The following is a 17,788-nucleotide window of genomic DNA, read 5'->3' as shown; positions in this document are numbered from 1 at the left end:
TTAAGTAATCCGCGACTTAGACTGCGTCGTTGTCGGTCAGATACGGGTAGGGGACCGGCTGGGCATTGGAGGCCGTGGCATCGGCCGGTGCCGACGGCGTGGTCGGTGCGGTTGAGGTCGGCATGTTAGCAGGCACCTTAGGCGGTGCCTGCTTTACTTTTTTGCCGGCCAGGAACGGCTCGATGGCCTCGCGCAGCATTGGCATTGCGGACTCCGCGAAGGCGTTGCTGATGTGGTGCATATCGCGGTAAACCATCGTGTTGCCGATGACCACCGGGCAGTTGCCATTTTTGTCACAGAACCAGGAAGAGGTATCCAGCGACAGCATGTTGTCGTATTGGGACAGGATTTCCGCACCTGGATCGACCGGCGCGTAGACCTCGTCGAAGGTCATGCCGCAGCCCTTCTCGTCCTCGGTGGCGACATAGCACTCGTCGAACTCGCGGCCCTTGCCAGCATCGTCAAAGCCCCACGGGTTATCGCGCAGGCCCATAAATGGAATCTTGGCGTCTGCCAATTGCTTCCAGAACTCAGCGTAGCCTGCCGGGACGTAGTCTGGGCCTTCGCCCAGTGGGCCGGATGGGCGAGTGGTATTCGAGATGACCAGCGCCGGATCCGCATCCAGGATGCGCTCGGTGACCATCTCGCCCCACTCGTGGCATTCAGGGGTAACGGTCAGGTCTTCGCCAAGTTCAATTGGGCAACCCTGGCGCAGCATTGGGATGATCTTGAAGTGCATCTCACGGCCCAGGCGGTCCAAGCCGGACATCCACTGTTCCGCGTGGGAGCCACCGACGACGTAGACCTCGGTCTTTGACTCACGGTCACCCCACTCACACGGAGTGCCGTCGCGGCGGGCATCCGGCAGGTAATCCGCCGGCATGTCCTGCCCAATAAAGCAATAGGCCACTGCGGTTGGCGGCATGAGGCCGCCAACGAGGATCGGGTCCGGCTTGTACTCTACGCCCTTCGGCACCGGCTTATTTAGTGCGAAGGCCGTGGCGCCTGGGTAGAGCTTCGGGGCGAGGTTCTCCGCATTCTCGGAGTAGATGGTGTTCATCCACAGCGGCTGAATGGCAAGCAAACCGACAACGCAGGCGCCCACTACGACGCCGCCTACCGCTCGGAACGCGCCAACGCGCTGCTTCATGGAGGCAATGGCGCTATTGACCGGCATGTCGTCCGCTGTCGGGCGCTTGCGGGCCTGGCGCAGCGGCTTCTCCAAGAAGCGGTGGGTAAGATCTGCCAGCACCAGGGAGATGGCGATGATAATGATGCCCAGCCACCATGGAGGGGTCTCCAGCTCGAGGGCCTTGGTGGACAAAATCAGAAGCGGCCAGTGCCAGAGGTAGAGCGGGTAGGCGACGTCGCCAAGCCAACGCGCCTTTTTTGAAGCCATGTGGCGGGAGATGGAACCGCCGCCGCCCAAGATGATGAGCACCGCACCACCCAACGGCAGCAGGGAGAGCGGGCCTGGATAAGCCGTGGTCTCAGCGATGATAGCGCCGGTAAACGCTAGGCACACCAGGCCGAGGCCAGTAAACAGGTTGGAAAAACGGTTAGAAATATTCCACTTTGTACCGTAAATAGCTAAAACCGCACCCAGGGTCAGCTCCCATGCGCGCGACCACGTGGAGTAGTAGTTCGCGGCCGTGCCGTAGAGGCCATCGCGGGAAGCATAGGCAAAGGACGCGACGGTAACGACGATAAGGATAGGGCCAGCAATCTGGTTGACGGTGGGGAAGCGCACCTGCTTGAGGCGCTTCGGGTCCGGCGCTGGGCGCAGTTTCATGATGGCTGCCAGAATCAGCGCAAAGGCGATGCCCATGATGTAGAACTGACCCTGTACAGCCATGGACCACATGTGCTGCAGAGGGGAGGTGCTAGCAGAAGCTGCGGTGTAGTCCGCGTTTTGGCGGGCTAGCTCCCAGTTCTGGAAATACAGCATCGTGGCCGTGATTTGCTGGGCGAGCTCTGTGCGCATCAGTTCCGGAGTAAAAATGCGAACCAAGATATAGGTGGCGCCGATGACCAACACGAGGCTGGGAACGAGGCGTCGCAAAGTGCGCCAGATTGGCCACCATGGATTCAAAGAAGCATTAGGCTTGGCCGCGTAACGCAGCTGGGAGCCTAAGAAAAAGTAGCCCGAAAGCAAAAGGAACACGTCCACGCCGCCCGAGACTCGGCCGACGAAGACGTGATAAATGACCACGAGTGCGATGGCGATGCCGCGCAGACCATCGAGGTCATAGCGGTAACGGAAGCTGCGTGGTGAATTTTCAGTCATAATTTCTCTCAGCAGGCCAATTAAGGCATACGTCTGCCCCTTAAAGGTTTTGCCTCTAGGGGAAGTGTTTGGAAGAAAATAAGGGCAAACTGGCCTGAAAGGTGTTTAGGTTAGCGGCAAATAGGTTACTCTCTCGGGCCGCGCTGTTCATAACTCCACGGGCAGTGCCGCCGAAGATTGCATAAAAGTCCAAGGAAAAGCGCCACCAGAGTTCTCCGCGGGAGGATTTCCGTTTTGGGGCGTCTGCCGCTAATATAGTCGGGGTTGTCTATAGGTAGTTGGTTCTATAGATGGACAACACTAGATAGACAACACTGCAAACTTAACATTCTGCGTAACGCCGTATACCGCCTACGGACGGCCGGCACGTCACGCGCAGGGTAAATCCAAGAGCTGAACCGGCGTGGTTTGAATCCACGCGTCTGAACTGCTCGGTGACTAGAAAAGGAGCCAATCATGGCTGTCAAGATCAAGCTGCAGCGTATGGGTAAGATCCGCAACGCTGAGTACCGCGTCATCATCGCTGATGCACGCACCCGCCGTTCCGGCAAGGCTATCGAGAACATCGGCATCTACCAGCCGAAGCAGGAGCCTTCCCTCATCCAGATCGATTCCGAGCGCGCACAGTACTGGCTGGGCGTCGGCGCACAGCCGACCGAGCCGGTTCTCGCACTGCTGAAGGTTACCGGTGACTGGCAGAAGTTCAAGGGCCTGCCAGGTGCTGAGGGCACCCTGAAGGTTGCTGAGGAGAAGCCTTCCAAGCTGGATCTGTTCAACGCTGCACTGGCTGAGGCCAACAACGGCCCGACCATCGAGGCTATTACCGAAAAGAAGAAGAAGGCCAAGGAAGAAGCAGAGGCTAAGGCTGCTGCTGAGAAGGCTGCAGAAGAAGCTGCTGCTGCTGAGGCTGCTGCTGCAGAGTCCGAGGAGTCCGCTGAGGCTTCTGAGGAGTCCGCAGAGTAATCTCGCCGCGCTTTTGCGTAACTAGATCTTCTAATCAGATCTTCTAAAGGGCGCCTGTTACCTCCCGTAAAGGGGAACGGTAACAGGCGCCCTTTGCTTCCTTTGCTATTGCGCTTCCGGGCGCACGCTGCCTGGGTAGTTGCGATAAGGATTTTCCGGATTCTTAAAATCGGTGCCGCGGATGGAGGCGGCGAAGACGGATTTGGCGATGTCGAGCTTCATTTGCTCCGGCAGCGCGCTGAGGTGACCGCTGGTGGCGAGTACCGAAAAGCCGTGCACCGTGGCCCAAGCAGCAAGCGCGTTGACGGGAAAGTGCGTGTAATCCGCTGTGCCATCGGTGTCTATCGCGTGCTTGGCCAGTAGGTGATAGAAGCGGTGCAGCGTAGACGAGTGGCCGTCGGAAGCGCCCATGTCTAGATCGTCGTTGAATGCCCGCGGGTAATTAAAGCCGCGTCCAGACAAGATGCATTGGAAGAAGCCGTTTTCGTCCAAAGCGAAGCGGAGGTAAGCCATTGCGGCGTGCATGAGCTGCTCGACGTGAATGGGACCTGGATTTTCTTCCTGCGCGGCGAAGTCCTCGGCCTCGATCAGCGCGGCGTCGAGGCGCTTGAGGAGCTCATCAATCGAGGCGTCGGCAACCGCGCGTAGCAGTTCCTCCTGATCCGTGAAGTGGCGGTACGCTGAGGTGGGGGACACACCAATGGCGCGCGTGACTGCACGAATGCTCACCGCGTCAGGCCCATGCTTTCGGCCGAGCTCTACTGCTACACGCAACATCTCCGCGCGCAGATTTCCGTGATGATATGGCTTGGAGGTACTCATGATTTGGCTATGCTATCACCGTCTTAAGCGCTTACTATTGTTTCTCCTGTCAACATTGTGAGCAGCATAATTGCCGGTGAATCGCCGTCAGATTCCACCGCGTCAACCTGGTGTGGAACATAGGCCGGAAGGTGGATGATCTGGCCTGGCCGGAGGAGGACTTCTTTGCCTCCACACGTAAACAAGACTTCTCCGCGCAACGTTTGTACGGTAATCGGATGTGCAGCCTTGTGATCCGGCAAACTTTGGCCCGCGTTAAAGGTGAATAGGATGAGGTTGCCGCCATCGGCGCTTAACACGCGTTTGACGGCCGGGCGTGGGCGCTGCGCGTTCGGCTCCGGCGCCTCCGCCAGGAGGTCCAGGTTGAGCATTTTCTCGCCGTGATGGCTGGCATTGCCGAAGGTGGTTACGTCATTGATTGGAAGCTCTGCCACGGGCCTATCTGTCATGGGCTTCTCCTTTATCTAAAGGCGGTGGTTTCATTCTCAACGTTACCCAAAAACATCAGATTTAATAAGACTCAAGCCGTATAAAATATTGTAGTTCGTGCCGTCAGTTGGAAGCGATTAAAGTTGAGCAAATGGAACTAATGATCGGCCGTGTCATCAAATCGCACGGAATCAAAGGCGAGCTGAGCGTCGAAGCCACCACCGACGAGCCCGAAATCCGCTTCGCGGTGGGCGAAGTGCTCCATGGCCGCCAGGGAAAGAAGGAACACGATCTCACCGTCAAGGCAGTGCGCGCGCACAAGGGCCGCCTGCTCATTACCTTCGAGGAAGTAAAAGACCGAACCGCAGCCGATAGCCTGCGCGGCACCCAATTTTTTGCGCCGCCACTGGATAACCCAGACGACGAAGGTTTCTACGACCACGAGCTCGAGGGTCTGCGCGTCATCCACGAGGGGGCCGACATCGGTGAAGTCGCCGGAATTACCCATGGGCCAACCCAGTCCTTGCTAGAGGTGCGATTGGAATCTGGCAAGGAAGCCTTGATTCCCTTCGTTGAAGAAATCGTTCCCGAGGTCGATCTTGAGGAAGGTACCTGCACGATTACGCCACCGGAAGGATTGCTAGAGCTGTGAGGCTAGACGTCGTCACAATTTTCCCTGAATACCTAGACCCGCTGCGCCATGCTCTGCTGGGCAAGGCCATCGAACAAGGCAAGCTTTCGGTGGGCGTGCACGATCTGCGCGGCTGGGCCACCGATACACATAAGTCGGTGGATGATTCGCCCTTCGGTGGCGGCCCCGGCATGGTGATGAAGCCGGAGGTCTGGGGCCCTGCGCTTGACGACGTCGCCAGTGGCGCCGCGCGCACCGCGGACCTGGAATCCTCGCTCCCGCACCTCAATAAGCCGCGCCACGACGACGTCGAGGGCGTCGAAGCGAAAGCCTATGCACGTCCAGCGGGCGCATCCGCCGGCGCGAATGAGGCTGCGGAGGACGAGTCCTTGCCGCTGCTGATCGTGCCGACGCCTGCCGGAAAACCTTTCACGCAGGCAGACGCCCAAGAGTGGTCCAATGAGGAACATATCGTCTTTGCCTGCGGGCGCTACGAGGGCATCGACCAGCGCGTCATTGACGATGCAGCGCAGCGCTACCGCGTACGCGAGGTCTCCATCGGTGACTACGTGTTGATCGGCGGGGAAGTGGCGGTGCTCGTCATGGCCGAGGCCATCGTGCGCTTAATCCCAGGAGTGCTGGGCAACAAGCGCTCTCATGAGGAAGATTCATTCTCCGATGGTTTGCTGGAGGGGCCGAGCTACACCAAACCACGTGAATGGCGCGGGCTGGCCGTGCCTGAGGTGCTGACCTCTGGAAACCACGCGCTCGTGGATAGGTGGCGCCGCGAGCAATCCCTGCGCCGCACCTTTGAACGCCGCCCCGAGCTATTGGACGGCGTGGAGCTCGATAAAGCCGACCGCAAGTACTTGGAGCAGCTACGCAATGGAAGTTAGTACCGATCTATCTATTTTGATGACGGAGAAAGAATGGAATGACATTCTTACCCACATGCCGCAGCAGCTGGCAGAAGGCGGCTATGAGCCGGCGAATATCAGCGCGGAGGTCATCTCCTTTACCTGCGAGCCAGACAACATCTTGGTCAACGAGTACATGTCCAAGCACGGCAGCGCACCAGTAGGTGAGAGCGTGTGGCGCGTCATCGTCAATGGCAGCTCTGACCTGCCCTTGCATAAGGTCACCGCGGTGGTGGTGGACTGTTTGCCGCCGCACACGCTGTGGTACGGCACCTCCGAGATCGGTCATACCGAGTTTGGGTTGGGTACCGCCTGCGCGTGGCAACCATAAATCTTTAGGTAGTAACTTCGGCGACGAAAATGGGGAACCTCGCCCTCTGATTAGTTGCTGCAAAATCATCTTGTGAGTTGCGGAAAGAGGAATGTTCCCCGGATTCAATCGTCGTTGGCAGCGCCCGTCTTAACATGAGTTCATCAACAGGAAGTCTCCTTTCTTCCTTCTCTCTTTACTCGATACAAGGCAGGTGCAACGCATGTCCATCCCCAATACTTTCCCTCCGGCCAACAACGTCGCTGGTTTCACCGATCCGGCAGATAACTACGTGGCACCCACAGAGCAACGCGGCGGGATATCAACCGGCTTGACGGTGGCTATTACGGCCATCGTTGGTCTTTGCTTGGCTGCAATCGTGGCGGGCGTCATGGCGTTCATGTGCAAAAGTGGCGGCTCTGATGATGCTGCTGCTGGTGCGGCCTCCCCAGTACTCGTCTCCCCTGCACAGGAGGCTGCCCCAGTAACTGTCACTGAGCAGCGCCCGGCCACCGTGACCGCGCAGGCGCCAGAACCCGTCGTACCCGTTGAGCGCGTTGCACAAGCTCCGTCCTACTCCTCTGGATACTCCAGCTATCGAGCGCTCACTGGCAACACCTCGCAAAGCTTTGCAGCAAATGTTTATTCATCCTTTGTAAGCAACTACGCCGCGACCGGCTCCCCGAACGCAACGCTGAAGGTTTATTCTCCGGCTACCGGCGGCAACTACGACATGTACTGCTCCGGCACGTCCTCCTCTGTCCGCTGTTCTGGAGGCGACAACGCAGCAGTTCTCATCTACTAGCACTCTGCCAGCACGCCAAAGCGCTTTCGCTTCCTGAACGAGTCGCCCCGACACGAATGTGTTGGGGCGTTACTGCGTGAGGGGAAGTAATTGAGGAGTTGGAGCGCTCATCGCTGGGATGAAAGGGCGGTGCGGTACCTTTGTTGAGTCCAGAAAATCAGCCACAAAGGTGAGGATTTCTTTTGAAGATTGCAGCTACCATCGCCGCAGAGATTGGTGTAAAGGAGTCTCAGGTTGAGACTGCTTTGACGCTTCTGGCGGAGGGAAACACTGTCCCATTCATCGCGCGCTACCGCAAAGAAGCCACTGGTGGTTTGGATGATTCGCAGTTGCGCACCATCGAGGAGCGCGCGACGTACCTGCGCGAATTGGAAGAGCGTAAAGAGGCAATTTTGGCGGCTATCGATGAGCAAGGAAAGCTCACCGACGAGCTGCGTGCACAGATTCTCGAGTGTGAGACCAAGGCGCGTTTGGAAGACCTGTACCTGCCATACAAGAAGCGCCGCAAGACCAAGGCCGACATCGCTCGCGAGGCCGGCCTGGAAGAGTTGACGGACAAGCTCATTGAGAACCCCACGGCCAATCCAGAAGAGATGGCGGGGCAGTTCCTGACTGAAGGATTTGAAGACACCAAGAAGGCTCTCGAGGGCGCGCGTTCCATCATCATTGACCGTTTTGCTCTCGACGCCGACTTGGTCGGCGAGGTGCGCGAGCGCATGTTCAACGAGGGCACCATGGGTGCTTCCGTGGTGGCTGGCAAGGAAACCGAAGGCGCCAAGTTTAAGGACTACTTCGAGTTCTCTGAGCCTTTCGACCAGCTGCCCTCGCACCGCATCCTGGCGTTGCTGCGCGGTGAGAACGAGGGCGTTCTCCAGCTCAACCTGGATGCCGGTGAAGACGAAGTCTATGAGGGCATGATTGCCGAGCGTTTTGATCTTGCGGTTAAGGATTCCAAGTGGCTTTCCGACGCCGTGCACTGGGGCTGGCGCACGAAGCTCTACATCTCTTCTGGCCTTGATGTGCGCATGCGCCTCAAAGAAATCGCGGAGGAGGGCGCGCTCAAGGTCTTTGCTACCAACCTGCGCGACGTCTTGTTGGCGGCACCGGCGGGTCAACGCGCCACGATTGGACTGGACCCGGGCTATCGAAACGGCGTGAAGTGCGCTGTAGTTGATTCCACCGGCAAGGTTCTTGATACCGCAATTGTCTATCCACATCAGCCGCAGAACCAGTGGTCCCAAGCTGTTAGCACCTTGGCAACGTTGTGCGCTAAGCACTCGGTGGACCTTATGGCCATCGGCAACGGCACCGCTTCCCGTGAGACGGAGAAGCTGGCCAACGAGATCGCCGACATGTTGAAGCAGGCCGGCGGCCAGCGTCCGACGCCCGTCGTTGTCTCCGAGTCCGGCGCTTCGGTGTACTCGGCCTCCCAGCTTGCCGCGGATGAGTTCCCAGACATGGATGTCTCCTTGCGCGGCGCGGTTTCCATCGCACGCCGCCTGCAGGATCCGCTGGCGGAGCTGGTCAAGATTGATCCGAAGGCCATCGGCGTGGGCCAGTATCAACACGATGTCAACCAGACCTCGCTGGCGCGCACCCTCGACGGCGTGGTTGAGGATGCAGTAAACGGCGTCGGCGTTGACCTAAACACCGCATCTGTTCCGCTGCTTGAGCGCGTGGCGGGCGTGAACTCCACCATCGCGAATAACATCGTGGCCTACCGCGACGAGAACGGTTCCTTCGCATCCCGCAAGGAGCTGAAGAAGGTGCCGCGCTTGGGACCAAAGGCCTTCGAGCAGGCAGCAGGCTTCCTGCGCATCAATGGCGGAACCGATCCGCTCGATAGCTCGGCAGTTCACCCTGAGGCCTACCCGGTGGTCGCCCGCATTGCGGAGTCCACTGGCATGGGCGTGGCGGACTTGATTGGTAACTCCCACGTCCTGCAGAAGCTGCAGCCGGGCGACTTTGCCGATGAGACCTTCGGTATCCCGACTGTCACCGACATCATCGCTGAGCTGGACAAGCCTGGCCGCGACCCGCGTCCAGAGTTTAAGACCGCTACTTTCAAGGAAGGCGTGGACAAAGTCTCGGACCTGGTACCGGGCATGATTTTGGAGGGGACCGTCACCAACGTTGCGGCCTTCGGTGCCTTCGTGGACGTCGGAGTGCACCAGGACGGCTTGGTACACGTCTCCGCGATGAGCAATAAGTTCATCTCCGATCCGCACGAGGTCGTGCGCTCCGGGCAGGTAGTAAAGGTCAAGGTCATGGAGGTCGACGTGCAGCGTCAGCGCATCGGCCTCTCGCTGCGCCTCGATGATGAACCAGGCCAGCCTGCACAACGCCAGGGTGGTGGCAAGCGTGGTGGCAACGGCGGTAGCGGCAAAGGCGGTAACACTGGCAATGGCGCCAAAGGTGGCCGTGGAGCGCGTGGTGTCCGCGGCAATTCCGGTGGACGGCCCGCCGGCGGCTCCATGGCGGATGCGCTGAAGAAGGCCGGCTTCGGCAAATAACTTTATTAAAAGTTGCTTCGTGGCGTGCTAGTGCAGTGCGGTGAGTTAGTGATAAGTTTGGTGAAACAAACAAGAGGGTGACCGCGGTCACCATTCCTTCATGAGGGAGGGTTTCGCCTTGCACCAGAAACAAACGCCGTTCGACGCCACGCAGCCGGCTGCCCATGCCGTGCAGGAAACGGAAGCGAAGGGGTGGCATCGCATCCTGGACTGGCGCCCGCGTAGCGCACTCTCGCGGGTGCTGATCGTTTTCCTGCTGGTAGCGCCAGTCATCCTCGCAGCCACGATGATGTGGGCGATGTGGGACCCTTCCAAGTACATGCGTCAGATTGACCTGGCAGTGGTTAATGAGGACGCCGGCGTAGAAAAGCAGGGCAAATACGTCAACTACGGCGATCAAGTAGTAGAAGGCCTCCTAGAAACTGACTACCTAAACTTCGCCGAGATGAACGCCCAGGAAGCAAACGATGGGTTGTTAAAGGGCAAATACCTGATGGTGGTGACCATCCCAAAGGTTTTCTCGGAGCAAGCGGTCACCATCATCAGCGATAAGCCGGTCAAACCGCAGATCCACTTCGCCAGCAACGACTATTACGGAACGAATGGCTCGGTGATTTCTTCGAGCCTAGTTCCGCAGGTGCAGACCAGCGTTGAAAACGCGATTTCCAAAAAGTATGCGGATCAAGTCATCGAGGGCATGGTCAAGCTCAGCGATGGCATTGGTACCGCGGCCGAAGGCGCAGGCCGTCTTGACGAGGGCGTGGGCAAGCTGCAGGCTGGCGGCGAGAAGGCGGTGACCGGCATCGACAAGCTGGATGCCGGAGCGGGCGAGCTCAACAACGGTGCGGGTCAGCTGCACGATGGCACTGGCCGGCTGGTCCAGGGCGTAAGCGAGCTTTCCACGGGCGCGGGCCGGCTTGACGACGGCGCGAACGAGTTGGCGACGGGCTCCGATAAGTTGCTGGAGGGCACGGGCAAGCTTGGCGAAGGCGCCAGCCAAATCGAAGGCGGCGTCGGCCAGCTCACCGGCATGCTCATCCCACTCCTGCAGCAGGCACAGTTAGTGGTTCCGAGCCTCATCGGCTTGGTCGATGTGCTGCGCGGAATGGGAATGACGGCCCAGGCAGACCAGCTTTCCACTTTGCTGACGAAGCTGGATCCGGCAAATAGCAGCAACATGGTCTCCCAGCTGGAGAAGCTGCGTGATGGTACGCAGCAGCTGAATTACAACTTGTCCGACCCGAATTCCGAGTACCTAGGTGGCATGCTCACGCTCAACCAGGGCACCCATCAGCTGGCGGAGGGAACCGGCCAGCTGAAAAGCGGCGTGGGTGAGCTATCTACCGGCGCCGTGCAGCTGGATGAAGGTGCGGGACGCCTGGCAGAGGGCACCACGAGCCTCAAGGATGGTACCGGTCAGTTGAAGGGCGGCGGTGCCCAATTGAAAGACGGCATCGATCAGCTCAAGGATGGTTCGGGTCAGCTCGCCACGAAACTGGGCGAGGGTGCTGAGAAGGCCCCGCATATTGCCCAGCCGGACGTGACAGCACAGAATATGGCGGTGCCGATCAACTTCACCGAATCCAACGTCCATCCGGTGCAGACCGGCGTTAGTGCCGTCGACCCGACCAAGAAGGAAATCACGGGCGGCGTCTCGATGCTTCTGGTGCTCGTCTTTGGCTTCCTAGCCATGCTGCTGCTCGCTATGACCCTGCCTTATCATCTGCGTGGCATTTTGCCCGCATTCGCGGTGGTTAGCGGCATCAACTTCCTGTTGTTGCTGGGCATGGCGCTGATGTCCACGCTTATGGGCTGGCACCCGGCAAGCTGGCCGATGATGCTGGGAGTGCTCGCAGCAATCGCGATGGTGGGCGCTGCCACCTACCAGCTGCTGCTGGTGACCTTCGGGCGCAGGATTGGCGCCATCTTCTCGGTCGGCGTTTTTGCCATGGGAGTCATGGTCTTCGGCGGCGTGTGGCCCACGGCGGCCATCCCGGCACCGTTGCGTTTGCTGCATCCTTTGCACCCGATGACCTATGCCAAGAACGCCTTCACCCGCGCCACCGATGGTATTCATGACGGCACCTTCGCCGGCGGCATCATGGTCTTGCTCAGCGTCACCGTCTTGGCGGTAGCCGCCAGCTACCTCATCTTCCGCGCACGCCACCACGGCACCGCCCGCCTGTTGGACGAGCACAAGGTCATGGCAGCGACCACGGCTTAAGCGGCGTGCGCGAGCTAACCAAGCTCCCGGTGTAGGCGCTCCGCGCCGCCGGGGTAGCTGCGCAGCCGCAGTCCAAGCCCCGCGGCGAGCTCGCCATAGCGCAGCGCGAAACCGGCGCTGCGGCTGCCAGAATCACAAATTACCCAGACGGTGCCGCCAGCCGGAGCATCTAAGGAGCCCAGTGCTGCGCGCACCATCTCATCGCCGGCGGGGCCTGCCGCAATTTTGTGAAAAGGCAGAGCGTGCTGGCGCAAGTTCGCCGGCAGCGAGCTATAAAGCAGCGTGGACGGGTCACGGATGTCGAGGAAGCACTCCGCAGCTTCGCCAGCGCTAGCAGCAACGCCAGCGCTAGCAGCAACGCTGGCGTTAGAATTGAGCTCGGCATGAGCTTCCAGTGAGGTGCATAGTGCGCGTCCAGGATCGGCGCTGACGCGGAAGCTGCGCAGGCTCGCTGGGTACGCGGTGTAGCTGGATACCTGGCCCACGGTGGTGTCGATTCCGGTGAACCAGCCAATCGCGGCGGTGGCCATCAGCCCGCCGATGACGGAGGTGGTAGCTCCCAGAACACCGGCGCTGGCGCAATCGGGAAGGGCATCGGCAGTGGGAGCGGCAGGGAAGAGGTCGCGCAAACCGCAGCCGCGGCCATCCGGGGCGAAAGTGCCTGAATGCCATAGTGCTACGTCGCCGCGAAAACCCAAGACGGTGCCCCAGACCAGCGGAGTCGAGGTTGCCTCGCAGGCGTCGGCGATGAGGTACTTCGTGTCGAAGGTATCTGTGCCGTCGATGACGAGGTCTGTGTCCTGACACAGTTGCAGTGCATTGTCTGCGCTAAATCGGGCGACTTTCGCCTCGATGTGTATCTCTGGCTGTAGTTTACGGGCGCGCCGGGCGGCGACCGCGGCCTTGGGCTGGCCCACGTCATCCACGCCGAAGAGCACCTGGCGGTGGATATTGCTCAGCGCTACCTCGTCATCGTCGATGAGCGTAATGTGCCCGATACCCGCGGCGGCCAGCTGCTGCAGGACCGGGCAGCCCAATCCGCCCGCACCCACGATGAGCACGTGCGCGCGGTTAAGAGCTACCTGCGCATCTTGGCCGATTAGCACCTGTTGGCGCGCGGTGCGGGCAGACTCGAGTTCGCTAAGGTCCACTAGAGCACCTCATCGGCCCAGCTGGCAAGGCCTTCAAAGGTTGAAGAGGCTTGGGCATGCTCGCGGCGCGGGATGCGTCCTGCCTGGCGGGCGTAGTGCCCGGCGGCCACCGCATGACGCATAGCGTGGGCCATGGCCACGGGGTCTTGGCAGCGGTTGATAGCGCTGGCCAGCAGAACCCCGTCGCAGCCTAGCTCCATCGCGAGGGCGGCGTCGGAGGCGGTGCCGATGCCGGCGTCGACAAGCACGGGTACATTGGCGCGCGCGGCGATGAGCTCGATGTTGTGGGGATTTAAAATACCCAGCCCCGTGCCGATGGGCGCTCCCAGCGGCATCACGGCGGAAGCGCCCGCATCCTCCAAGCGCAGCGCCGCCACTGGGTCATCGCTGGTATAGGCCAAGACCGTAAACCCCTCTGCCACGAGGAGCTCGGTGGCGTCGATGGTTTCTACGACATCGGGAAGCAGCGTGTGCTCATCCGCAATGACTTCTACCTTGACCCAATTGGTGCCTAGCGCCTCGCGCGCCAGCTGCGCCGTGAGCACGGCATCGCGCGCGGTGCGGCAGCCCGCGGTATTCGGCAGCGGCTCAATGTTAAGCCGGCGCAGCAAGTCAAAGACGCTCTCGCCACCTGCCTGCGCGCTGTGGCGGCGCATCGCCACGGTGGTCAGCTGCGTGCCGGAGGCTACCAGCGCTTTTTCCAGCGCGTCCTGGCTGCTTGCGCCACCCGTGCCCATGATGAGCCGGGATTTAAAGCTCTTATCCGCGATTGTCAGCACTTTACTAGCCTCCCTGGATTGCAGTAAGAACATCAATGACCGCGCCTTCTTCGAGGCGGGTGTCTTCCCACGCCGAGCGTGGAACCACCGCGCCATTTATGGCCACCGCAGTGCCCGCCTCTGGTGCATTTACCTCGGCAATCAGTGCCGCCACTGTTGCTGCGGTGGTATCCATCTTCTGCCCGTTGTAGGTGATTGTCATCGTGTTCCTTATATATCTGTCTTGATATAGCTGTCTTTACTTCGGCTCTAGCGCGCAAAGCGCAGCGGGTCGCAGGCCGAAAGGTCGATGCTGGGGTCCTCGCCGAGGACGATCTCGCGCGTACACCGTGCACCGAAGGCGGCCAGCAGGATACCGTGGCGGAAATACCCGGTGGAGACAATGAGCCTGTCACTCACGCGACCCAGGTAGGGAAGATCATCAGGCGTGCCCGGGCGGGCGCCGGTGGTAGCTTCTAGGAACTCGCAATCTTCGATGCCCGGCAGCACCCGGATGGCATCGCGCAGCAGGTCATAGACACCGCCGGCCAGCGGGGCATTGAGGCTATCCTCGCGGCTGGTCGCGCCCACGGCGATGGTTCCGTCGCCGCGTGGAATCAGATAGATAGGGCGGTCTTCCACGAATCCGCGCACCACGCGGTCTAGCAGCGGGCGGCGTTGCTCTGGCACACGTAGGCGCAGGATGTCGCCGTAGACTGGGCGCAGCGGTTGCGACCATTCGCTAAGACCATCCGCCCCCAGCCCGGCAGCCAACACCACCTGGTCTGCGGCGAAAGTACCTCCTTCGGTGTGTACCATTCCGCCGTCGACTCCATCGTCGACGCGTGTGACCTTTGTGCGGTGAAAGCGCACGCCTAGGTTTTCCGCGGCGTCGTATAGCGCGAGCGCCCATTGCCGGGGGAAGACCTGCGTATCCCCAGGAATTGAGACAGCGCCGGCCAGGCGTGGGCTCAGCCCCGGTTCGAGGGAGCGCGCCTGCCGCACGGTGATGCGCTCGACCTGCATGCCGTGCGCATTCTGGTAGTCCATGAGCTCTGACAGATGCTGGGAATCGGCGCGGTCTGCGGCTACCACGAGCGTGCCTTCGTCGCGGTAGCCGGTATCGAGGTCGCTGTGCTTGGCGACGGCCGCGATAAGCTCCGGATACCACTTGCCCGAGGCCTGCATCAGCGGAAAGAGCGGGTCTTGTTGATAGACCACCTCCGCGGCGGGCGCCAGCATGCCGCCGGCATGGTGCGTGGCGCCGGATGCCGGCGCTGGGTCGAAGACATCGACATTGATCCCTGACTGGGCCAACTCCACTGCGGTGGCAAGGCCAATGACCCCGGCGCCGACGATGGCAACGCTTGAGCTGGCGGTACTAGTAACGCTGGCAGCGCTCATGCGCGACCTTTCTCGAATTCGCTCAGGAGACGCTCGCAGTAGGCCGCCGGGTCCGGGGCATTCATGATTCCGCGCACGACGGCCAGGCCGTCGACGCCGGTTGCAGCGAGCTCGGCGGCATCGTCCGCGGTGACGTCGCCGATGGCGACTACGGGCAGCTGCGAGGCGTTGACGATCTCTGGGTAGCCCTCGAGCCCCAGCGGGGTGCGCCCGGAATCCTTCGTCGGGGTAGCGCGGAAGGGACCGCAGCCGACGTAGTCGAGGACGTCCGCGTACTGGTTCGCGTCCCTAATTAACTCAAGCGTTCCCGTGGTCAGGCCGATGATGGCATCGGGGCCGAGCAGCTCACGCGCGGCACGTGGGCAGAGATCGTCCTGGCCGATGTGCACGCCGTGGACGGGCGCGCCCGCGCAACGCAGAGCTAGGGCGACGTCGACGCGGTCGTCGATAAGCACGTGCGCGCGCGGATTTACCTCGTGCACCGCCTCGGCCACGCGGGCGCCCAAATCATAGAGCGCGCGGGCAGAAATAGGCTTTGAACGCACCTGTACCACACCCGCGCCACCACGCACGGCGGCCGCGGCAATCTCCGGTGACATATTGGTGCCGGTGACGAAGTAACAACGCAGATCAAGCACGGTCGGCTGGTTCCTTGTCTGCCGTTTGATAGAGCTTGGAGCCTTGCGCCTTGAACTCGGCTGACATCATTGCCTCGCCGGCCTTGGCATCGGTGGGAAAGCTCGGCATGCCCAGGGAATCCGAGAAAGTATCGCGGATGTCCTGGCTAATCCGCATGGAACAGAACTTCGGGCCACACATCGAACAAAAGTGCGCGGTCTTGGCGGGCTCAGCCGGCAGGGTCTCATCGTGGTATTCCTGCGCGGTCTCAGGGTCGAGCGAAAGCGCGAACTGATCGTGCCAGCGGAACTCGAAGCGGGCCTTGCTCATCGCGTCGTCCCATGCCCGCGCACCGGGGTGGCCCTTGGCCACGTCGGCGGCATGCGCGGCGAGCTTATAGGTGATGACGCCGGTCTTGACATCGTCGCGGTTCGGCAGACCCAGATGCTCCTTCGGGGTGACGTAGCACAGCATCGCGGTGCCACCCATGGCGATGTGTGCGGCGCCGATGGCGGAAGTGATGTGGTCATATCCTGGAGCGATGTCCGTGACCAGCGGGCCCAGGGTGTAGAACGGGGCGTCGTGGGCCCAGTCCTGTTCCAGCTCGTTGTTTTCCTGGATCATGTTCAGCGGAACGTGGCCGGGGCCTTCCACCATGACCTGCACGTCGTACTCCCAGGCGCGGCGGGTGAGCTCGCCGATGGTCTTGAGCTCGGCGAACTGCGCGGTGTCGTTGGCGTCAGCCAGGCTGCCGGGGCGCAGGCCATCGCCCAAGGAGAAGGCGACGTCGTATTGCGCGAAAATCTCGCACAGCTCGTCGAAGTTCTCGTAGAGGAAGGACTCCTTGTGATGGGCCAGGCACCAGCCGGCCATAATCGAACCGCCGCGGGAGACAATTCCGGTGACGCGCCCCGTGGTCAACGGGATGAATGGGAGCAGAACGCCGGCGTGGATGGTCATGTAGTCCACGCCCTGCTCGCACTGCTCGATGACGGTATCGCGGAAGATCTCCCAGGTAAGGTCCTCGGCCACGCCGTTTACCTTCTCCAGCGCCTGGTAGATAGGCACGGTGCCAATCGGTACTGGGGAGTTGCGCAGAATCCACTCGCGGGTGGTGTGGATGTCATCGCCGGTGGAAAGATCCATCACGGTATCGGCTCCCCAGCGGGTGGCCCAGCGCAGTTTGGACACTTCTTCTGCGATTGAAGAAGTCACGGCGGAGTTGCCGATGTTGGCGTTGATCTTGGTCAAGAACTTGCGGCCGATGATCATCGGCTCGGACTCAGGGTGGTTGATGTTATTCGGGATAATCGCGCGTCCGCGGGCGACCTCGGAACGCACGAACTCGGGATCGCAGTGCTCGCGCAGCGCCACGAACTCCATTTCCTTGGTGATGATTCCCTTGCGGGCATAGTGCATCTGGGTGACGCGCTTGCCGGCCTTGGCGCGCAAAGGAGCACGCTTCTCGCCGCGCCATTCCGCTGAGGCCGCACCACGCTTTTGGGCGGACTTGCCGTCATCGGCCAGATTGCGCTCGCGGCCGGCATACTCCTCAACGTCGTCGCGGCCTGCAATCCACTCGCTGCGCAGACCCGGCAGGCCCACCTCCGGCTCACACTCGGGGCCGCGGGTGCGGTAGACGCGGAAAGGCTCGTTGGGCCCAGTGGGTGAGTCATCGAGCTCGATCTGGGTTTCCGGTACCTCCAGTCCATCACGGATGATGGGGGAGTAAGAGTGCTTTGGATGGATCTCGTTAGGGGTAGCCGACATGGCGCCTTCCTCACTTCCTTCGCTGGTGCTAACCAGACAGGTTCGAACGGTCTAGACGCGGCCTTGGCGCCTATCTCAGCCCACTTCTTCGTGGGCACCCGTGGGGTACTTGCATCACACACCATAAACCCTGTGATGCGCGTCTGTCTTGGAATTGCAAGAATTTGCTGTTCGCGCGGTGGGTAT

At 60.8% G+C, this 17,788-nt stretch carries 16 protein-coding genes and 1 riboswitch; of the genes, 7 read left to right on the top strand and 9 right to left on the bottom strand.

The window, feature by feature from the left end:
- Positions 1–16: 16 nt before the first annotated feature.
- A complete protein-coding gene (locus HMPREF2888_RS11780) occupies positions 17–2,287 on the bottom strand; it encodes an acyltransferase family protein (RefSeq protein ID WP_070518849.1) in 2,271 nt (756 codons plus the stop codon).
- Positions 2,288–2,743: 456 nt separating this feature from the next.
- Between HMPREF2888_RS11780 and rpsP the strand changes: the two genes are divergently transcribed.
- Complete coding sequence (rpsP, locus tag HMPREF2888_RS11775) at positions 2,744–3,250, top strand: 30S ribosomal protein S16 (RefSeq protein ID WP_070518848.1); 507 nt, start codon at positions 2,744–2,746, stop codon at positions 3,248–3,250.
- Positions 3,251–3,355: 105 nt separating this feature from the next.
- Here rpsP and HMPREF2888_RS11770 read toward each other — a convergent pair whose 3' ends face one another.
- Positions 3,356–4,072, bottom strand: a complete 717-nt coding sequence (locus tag HMPREF2888_RS11770) for a TetR/AcrR family transcriptional regulator (RefSeq protein ID WP_070518847.1) — start codon at positions 4,070–4,072, stop codon at positions 3,356–3,358.
- A 23-nt stretch (positions 4,073–4,095) separates the two neighbouring features.
- Positions 4,096–4,506 (bottom strand): cupin domain-containing protein, encoded by a 411-nt coding sequence (locus HMPREF2888_RS11765; RefSeq protein WP_070518846.1) that lies wholly within the window; start codon positions 4,504–4,506, stop codon positions 4,096–4,098.
- A 146-nt stretch (positions 4,507–4,652) separates the two neighbouring features.
- Between HMPREF2888_RS11765 and rimM the strand changes: the two genes are divergently transcribed.
- From rimM to HMPREF2888_RS11735, 6 genes are all read left to right on the top strand, one after another.
- A complete protein-coding gene (gene rimM / locus HMPREF2888_RS11760; protein WP_061923255.1) occupies positions 4,653–5,153 on the top strand; it encodes a ribosome maturation factor RimM in 501 nt (166 codons plus the stop codon).
- Positions 5,150–6,028, top strand: coding sequence for a tRNA (guanosine(37)-N1)-methyltransferase TrmD (trmD, locus tag HMPREF2888_RS11755; RefSeq protein ID WP_070518845.1), 879 nt, complete (start codon positions 5,150–5,152; stop codon positions 6,026–6,028). Before rimM ends, trmD begins: the two co-directional genes overlap by 4 nt.
- Positions 6,018–6,380, top strand: a complete 363-nt coding sequence (locus HMPREF2888_RS11750) for a hypothetical protein (protein WP_070518844.1) — start codon at positions 6,018–6,020, stop codon at positions 6,378–6,380. The genes trmD and HMPREF2888_RS11750 overlap by 11 nt, the downstream gene beginning before the upstream one ends.
- A 202-nt stretch (positions 6,381–6,582) precedes the next feature.
- Complete coding sequence (locus HMPREF2888_RS11745; RefSeq protein ID WP_070518843.1) at positions 6,583–7,164, top strand: hypothetical protein; 582 nt, start codon at positions 6,583–6,585, stop codon at positions 7,162–7,164.
- Between the two features lie 182 nt (positions 7,165–7,346).
- Positions 7,347–9,677, top strand: coding sequence for a Tex family protein (locus tag HMPREF2888_RS11740; RefSeq protein WP_070518842.1), 2,331 nt, complete (start codon positions 7,347–7,349; stop codon positions 9,675–9,677).
- Positions 9,678–9,795: 118 nt separating this feature from the next.
- Complete coding sequence (locus HMPREF2888_RS11735) at positions 9,796–11,901, top strand: YhgE/Pip family protein (protein ID WP_070518872.1); 2,106 nt, start codon at positions 9,796–9,798, stop codon at positions 11,899–11,901.
- Positions 11,902–11,915: 14 nt separating this feature from the next.
- Here the strand turns inward: HMPREF2888_RS11735 and HMPREF2888_RS11730 are convergent, their stop codons facing one another.
- The 6 genes from HMPREF2888_RS11730 to thiC form a co-directional block, all read right to left on the bottom strand.
- Positions 11,916–13,052, bottom strand: a complete 1,137-nt coding sequence (locus HMPREF2888_RS11730; protein ID WP_070518841.1) for a ThiF family adenylyltransferase — start codon at positions 13,050–13,052, stop codon at positions 11,916–11,918.
- Positions 13,052–13,831 carry a thiazole synthase gene (locus HMPREF2888_RS11725; RefSeq protein WP_070518840.1) on the bottom strand — a complete coding sequence of 260 codons (780 nt, stop codon included), beginning with the start codon at positions 13,829–13,831 and terminating at the stop codon, positions 13,052–13,054. The genes HMPREF2888_RS11730 and HMPREF2888_RS11725 overlap by 1 nt, the downstream gene beginning before the upstream one ends.
- A gap of 4 nt (positions 13,832–13,835) precedes the next feature.
- Positions 13,836–14,033 (bottom strand): sulfur carrier protein ThiS, encoded by a 198-nt coding sequence (thiS, locus tag HMPREF2888_RS11720; protein ID WP_061923244.1) that lies wholly within the window; start codon positions 14,031–14,033, stop codon positions 13,836–13,838.
- A gap of 47 nt (positions 14,034–14,080) precedes the next feature.
- The gene (gene thiO / locus HMPREF2888_RS11715; protein ID WP_070518839.1) at positions 14,081–15,214 is read right to left on the bottom strand and encodes a glycine oxidase ThiO; all 1,134 of its coding nucleotides are present in this window, start codon (positions 15,212–15,214) and stop codon (positions 14,081–14,083) included.
- On the bottom strand, positions 15,211–15,852 hold the full coding sequence (locus tag HMPREF2888_RS11710) for a thiamine phosphate synthase (RefSeq protein ID WP_083296656.1): 642 nt from the start codon (positions 15,850–15,852) through the stop codon (positions 15,211–15,213). Before HMPREF2888_RS11710 ends, thiO begins: the two co-directional genes overlap by 4 nt.
- Complete coding sequence (gene thiC, locus HMPREF2888_RS11705) at positions 15,845–17,602, bottom strand: phosphomethylpyrimidine synthase ThiC (RefSeq protein ID WP_070518838.1); 1,758 nt, start codon at positions 17,600–17,602, stop codon at positions 15,845–15,847. Before thiC ends, HMPREF2888_RS11710 begins: the two co-directional genes overlap by 8 nt.
- Positions 17,599–17,714, bottom strand: a riboswitch (TPP riboswitch). It overlaps the preceding gene by 4 nt.
- Positions 17,715–17,788: the final 74 nt, after the last annotated feature.

This window comes from Corynebacterium sp. HMSC077D03, assembly GCF_001808545.1.
Classification (GTDB): domain Bacteria; phylum Actinomycetota; class Actinomycetes; order Mycobacteriales; family Mycobacteriaceae; genus Corynebacterium; species Corynebacterium simulans.
Note: the sequence above shows the minus strand (reverse complement) of the source record. Positions and strands in the feature narration are given on the sequence as shown.

Excerpts from the sequence above, each read along its gene's own strand:
- rpsP (WP_070518848.1), top strand. The coding sequence starts at position 2,744 with ATGGCTGTCAAGATCAAGCTGCAGCGTATGGGTAAGATCCGCAACGCT.
- thiS (WP_061923244.1), bottom strand. The coding sequence starts at position 14,033 with ATGACAATCACCTACAACGGGCAGAAGATGGATACCACCGCAGCAACA.
- thiC (WP_070518838.1), bottom strand. The coding sequence starts at position 17,602 with ATGTCGGCTACCCCTAACGAGATCCATCCAAAGCACTCTTACTCCCCC.
- thiO (WP_070518839.1), bottom strand. The coding sequence starts at position 15,214 with ATGAGCGCTGCCAGCGTTACTAGTACCGCCAGCTCAAGCGTTGCCATC.
- HMPREF2888_RS11780 (WP_070518849.1), bottom strand. The coding sequence starts at position 2,287 with ATGACTGAAAATTCACCACGCAGCTTCCGTTACCGCTATGACCTCGAT.
- HMPREF2888_RS11770 (WP_070518847.1), bottom strand. The coding sequence starts at position 4,072 with ATGAGTACCTCCAAGCCATATCATCACGGAAATCTGCGCGCGGAGATG.
- HMPREF2888_RS11750 (WP_070518844.1), top strand. The coding sequence starts at position 6,018 with ATGGAAGTTAGTACCGATCTATCTATTTTGATGACGGAGAAAGAATGG.
- rimM (WP_061923255.1), top strand. The coding sequence starts at position 4,653 with ATGGAACTAATGATCGGCCGTGTCATCAAATCGCACGGAATCAAAGGC.
- HMPREF2888_RS11745 (WP_070518843.1), top strand. The coding sequence starts at position 6,583 with ATGTCCATCCCCAATACTTTCCCTCCGGCCAACAACGTCGCTGGTTTC.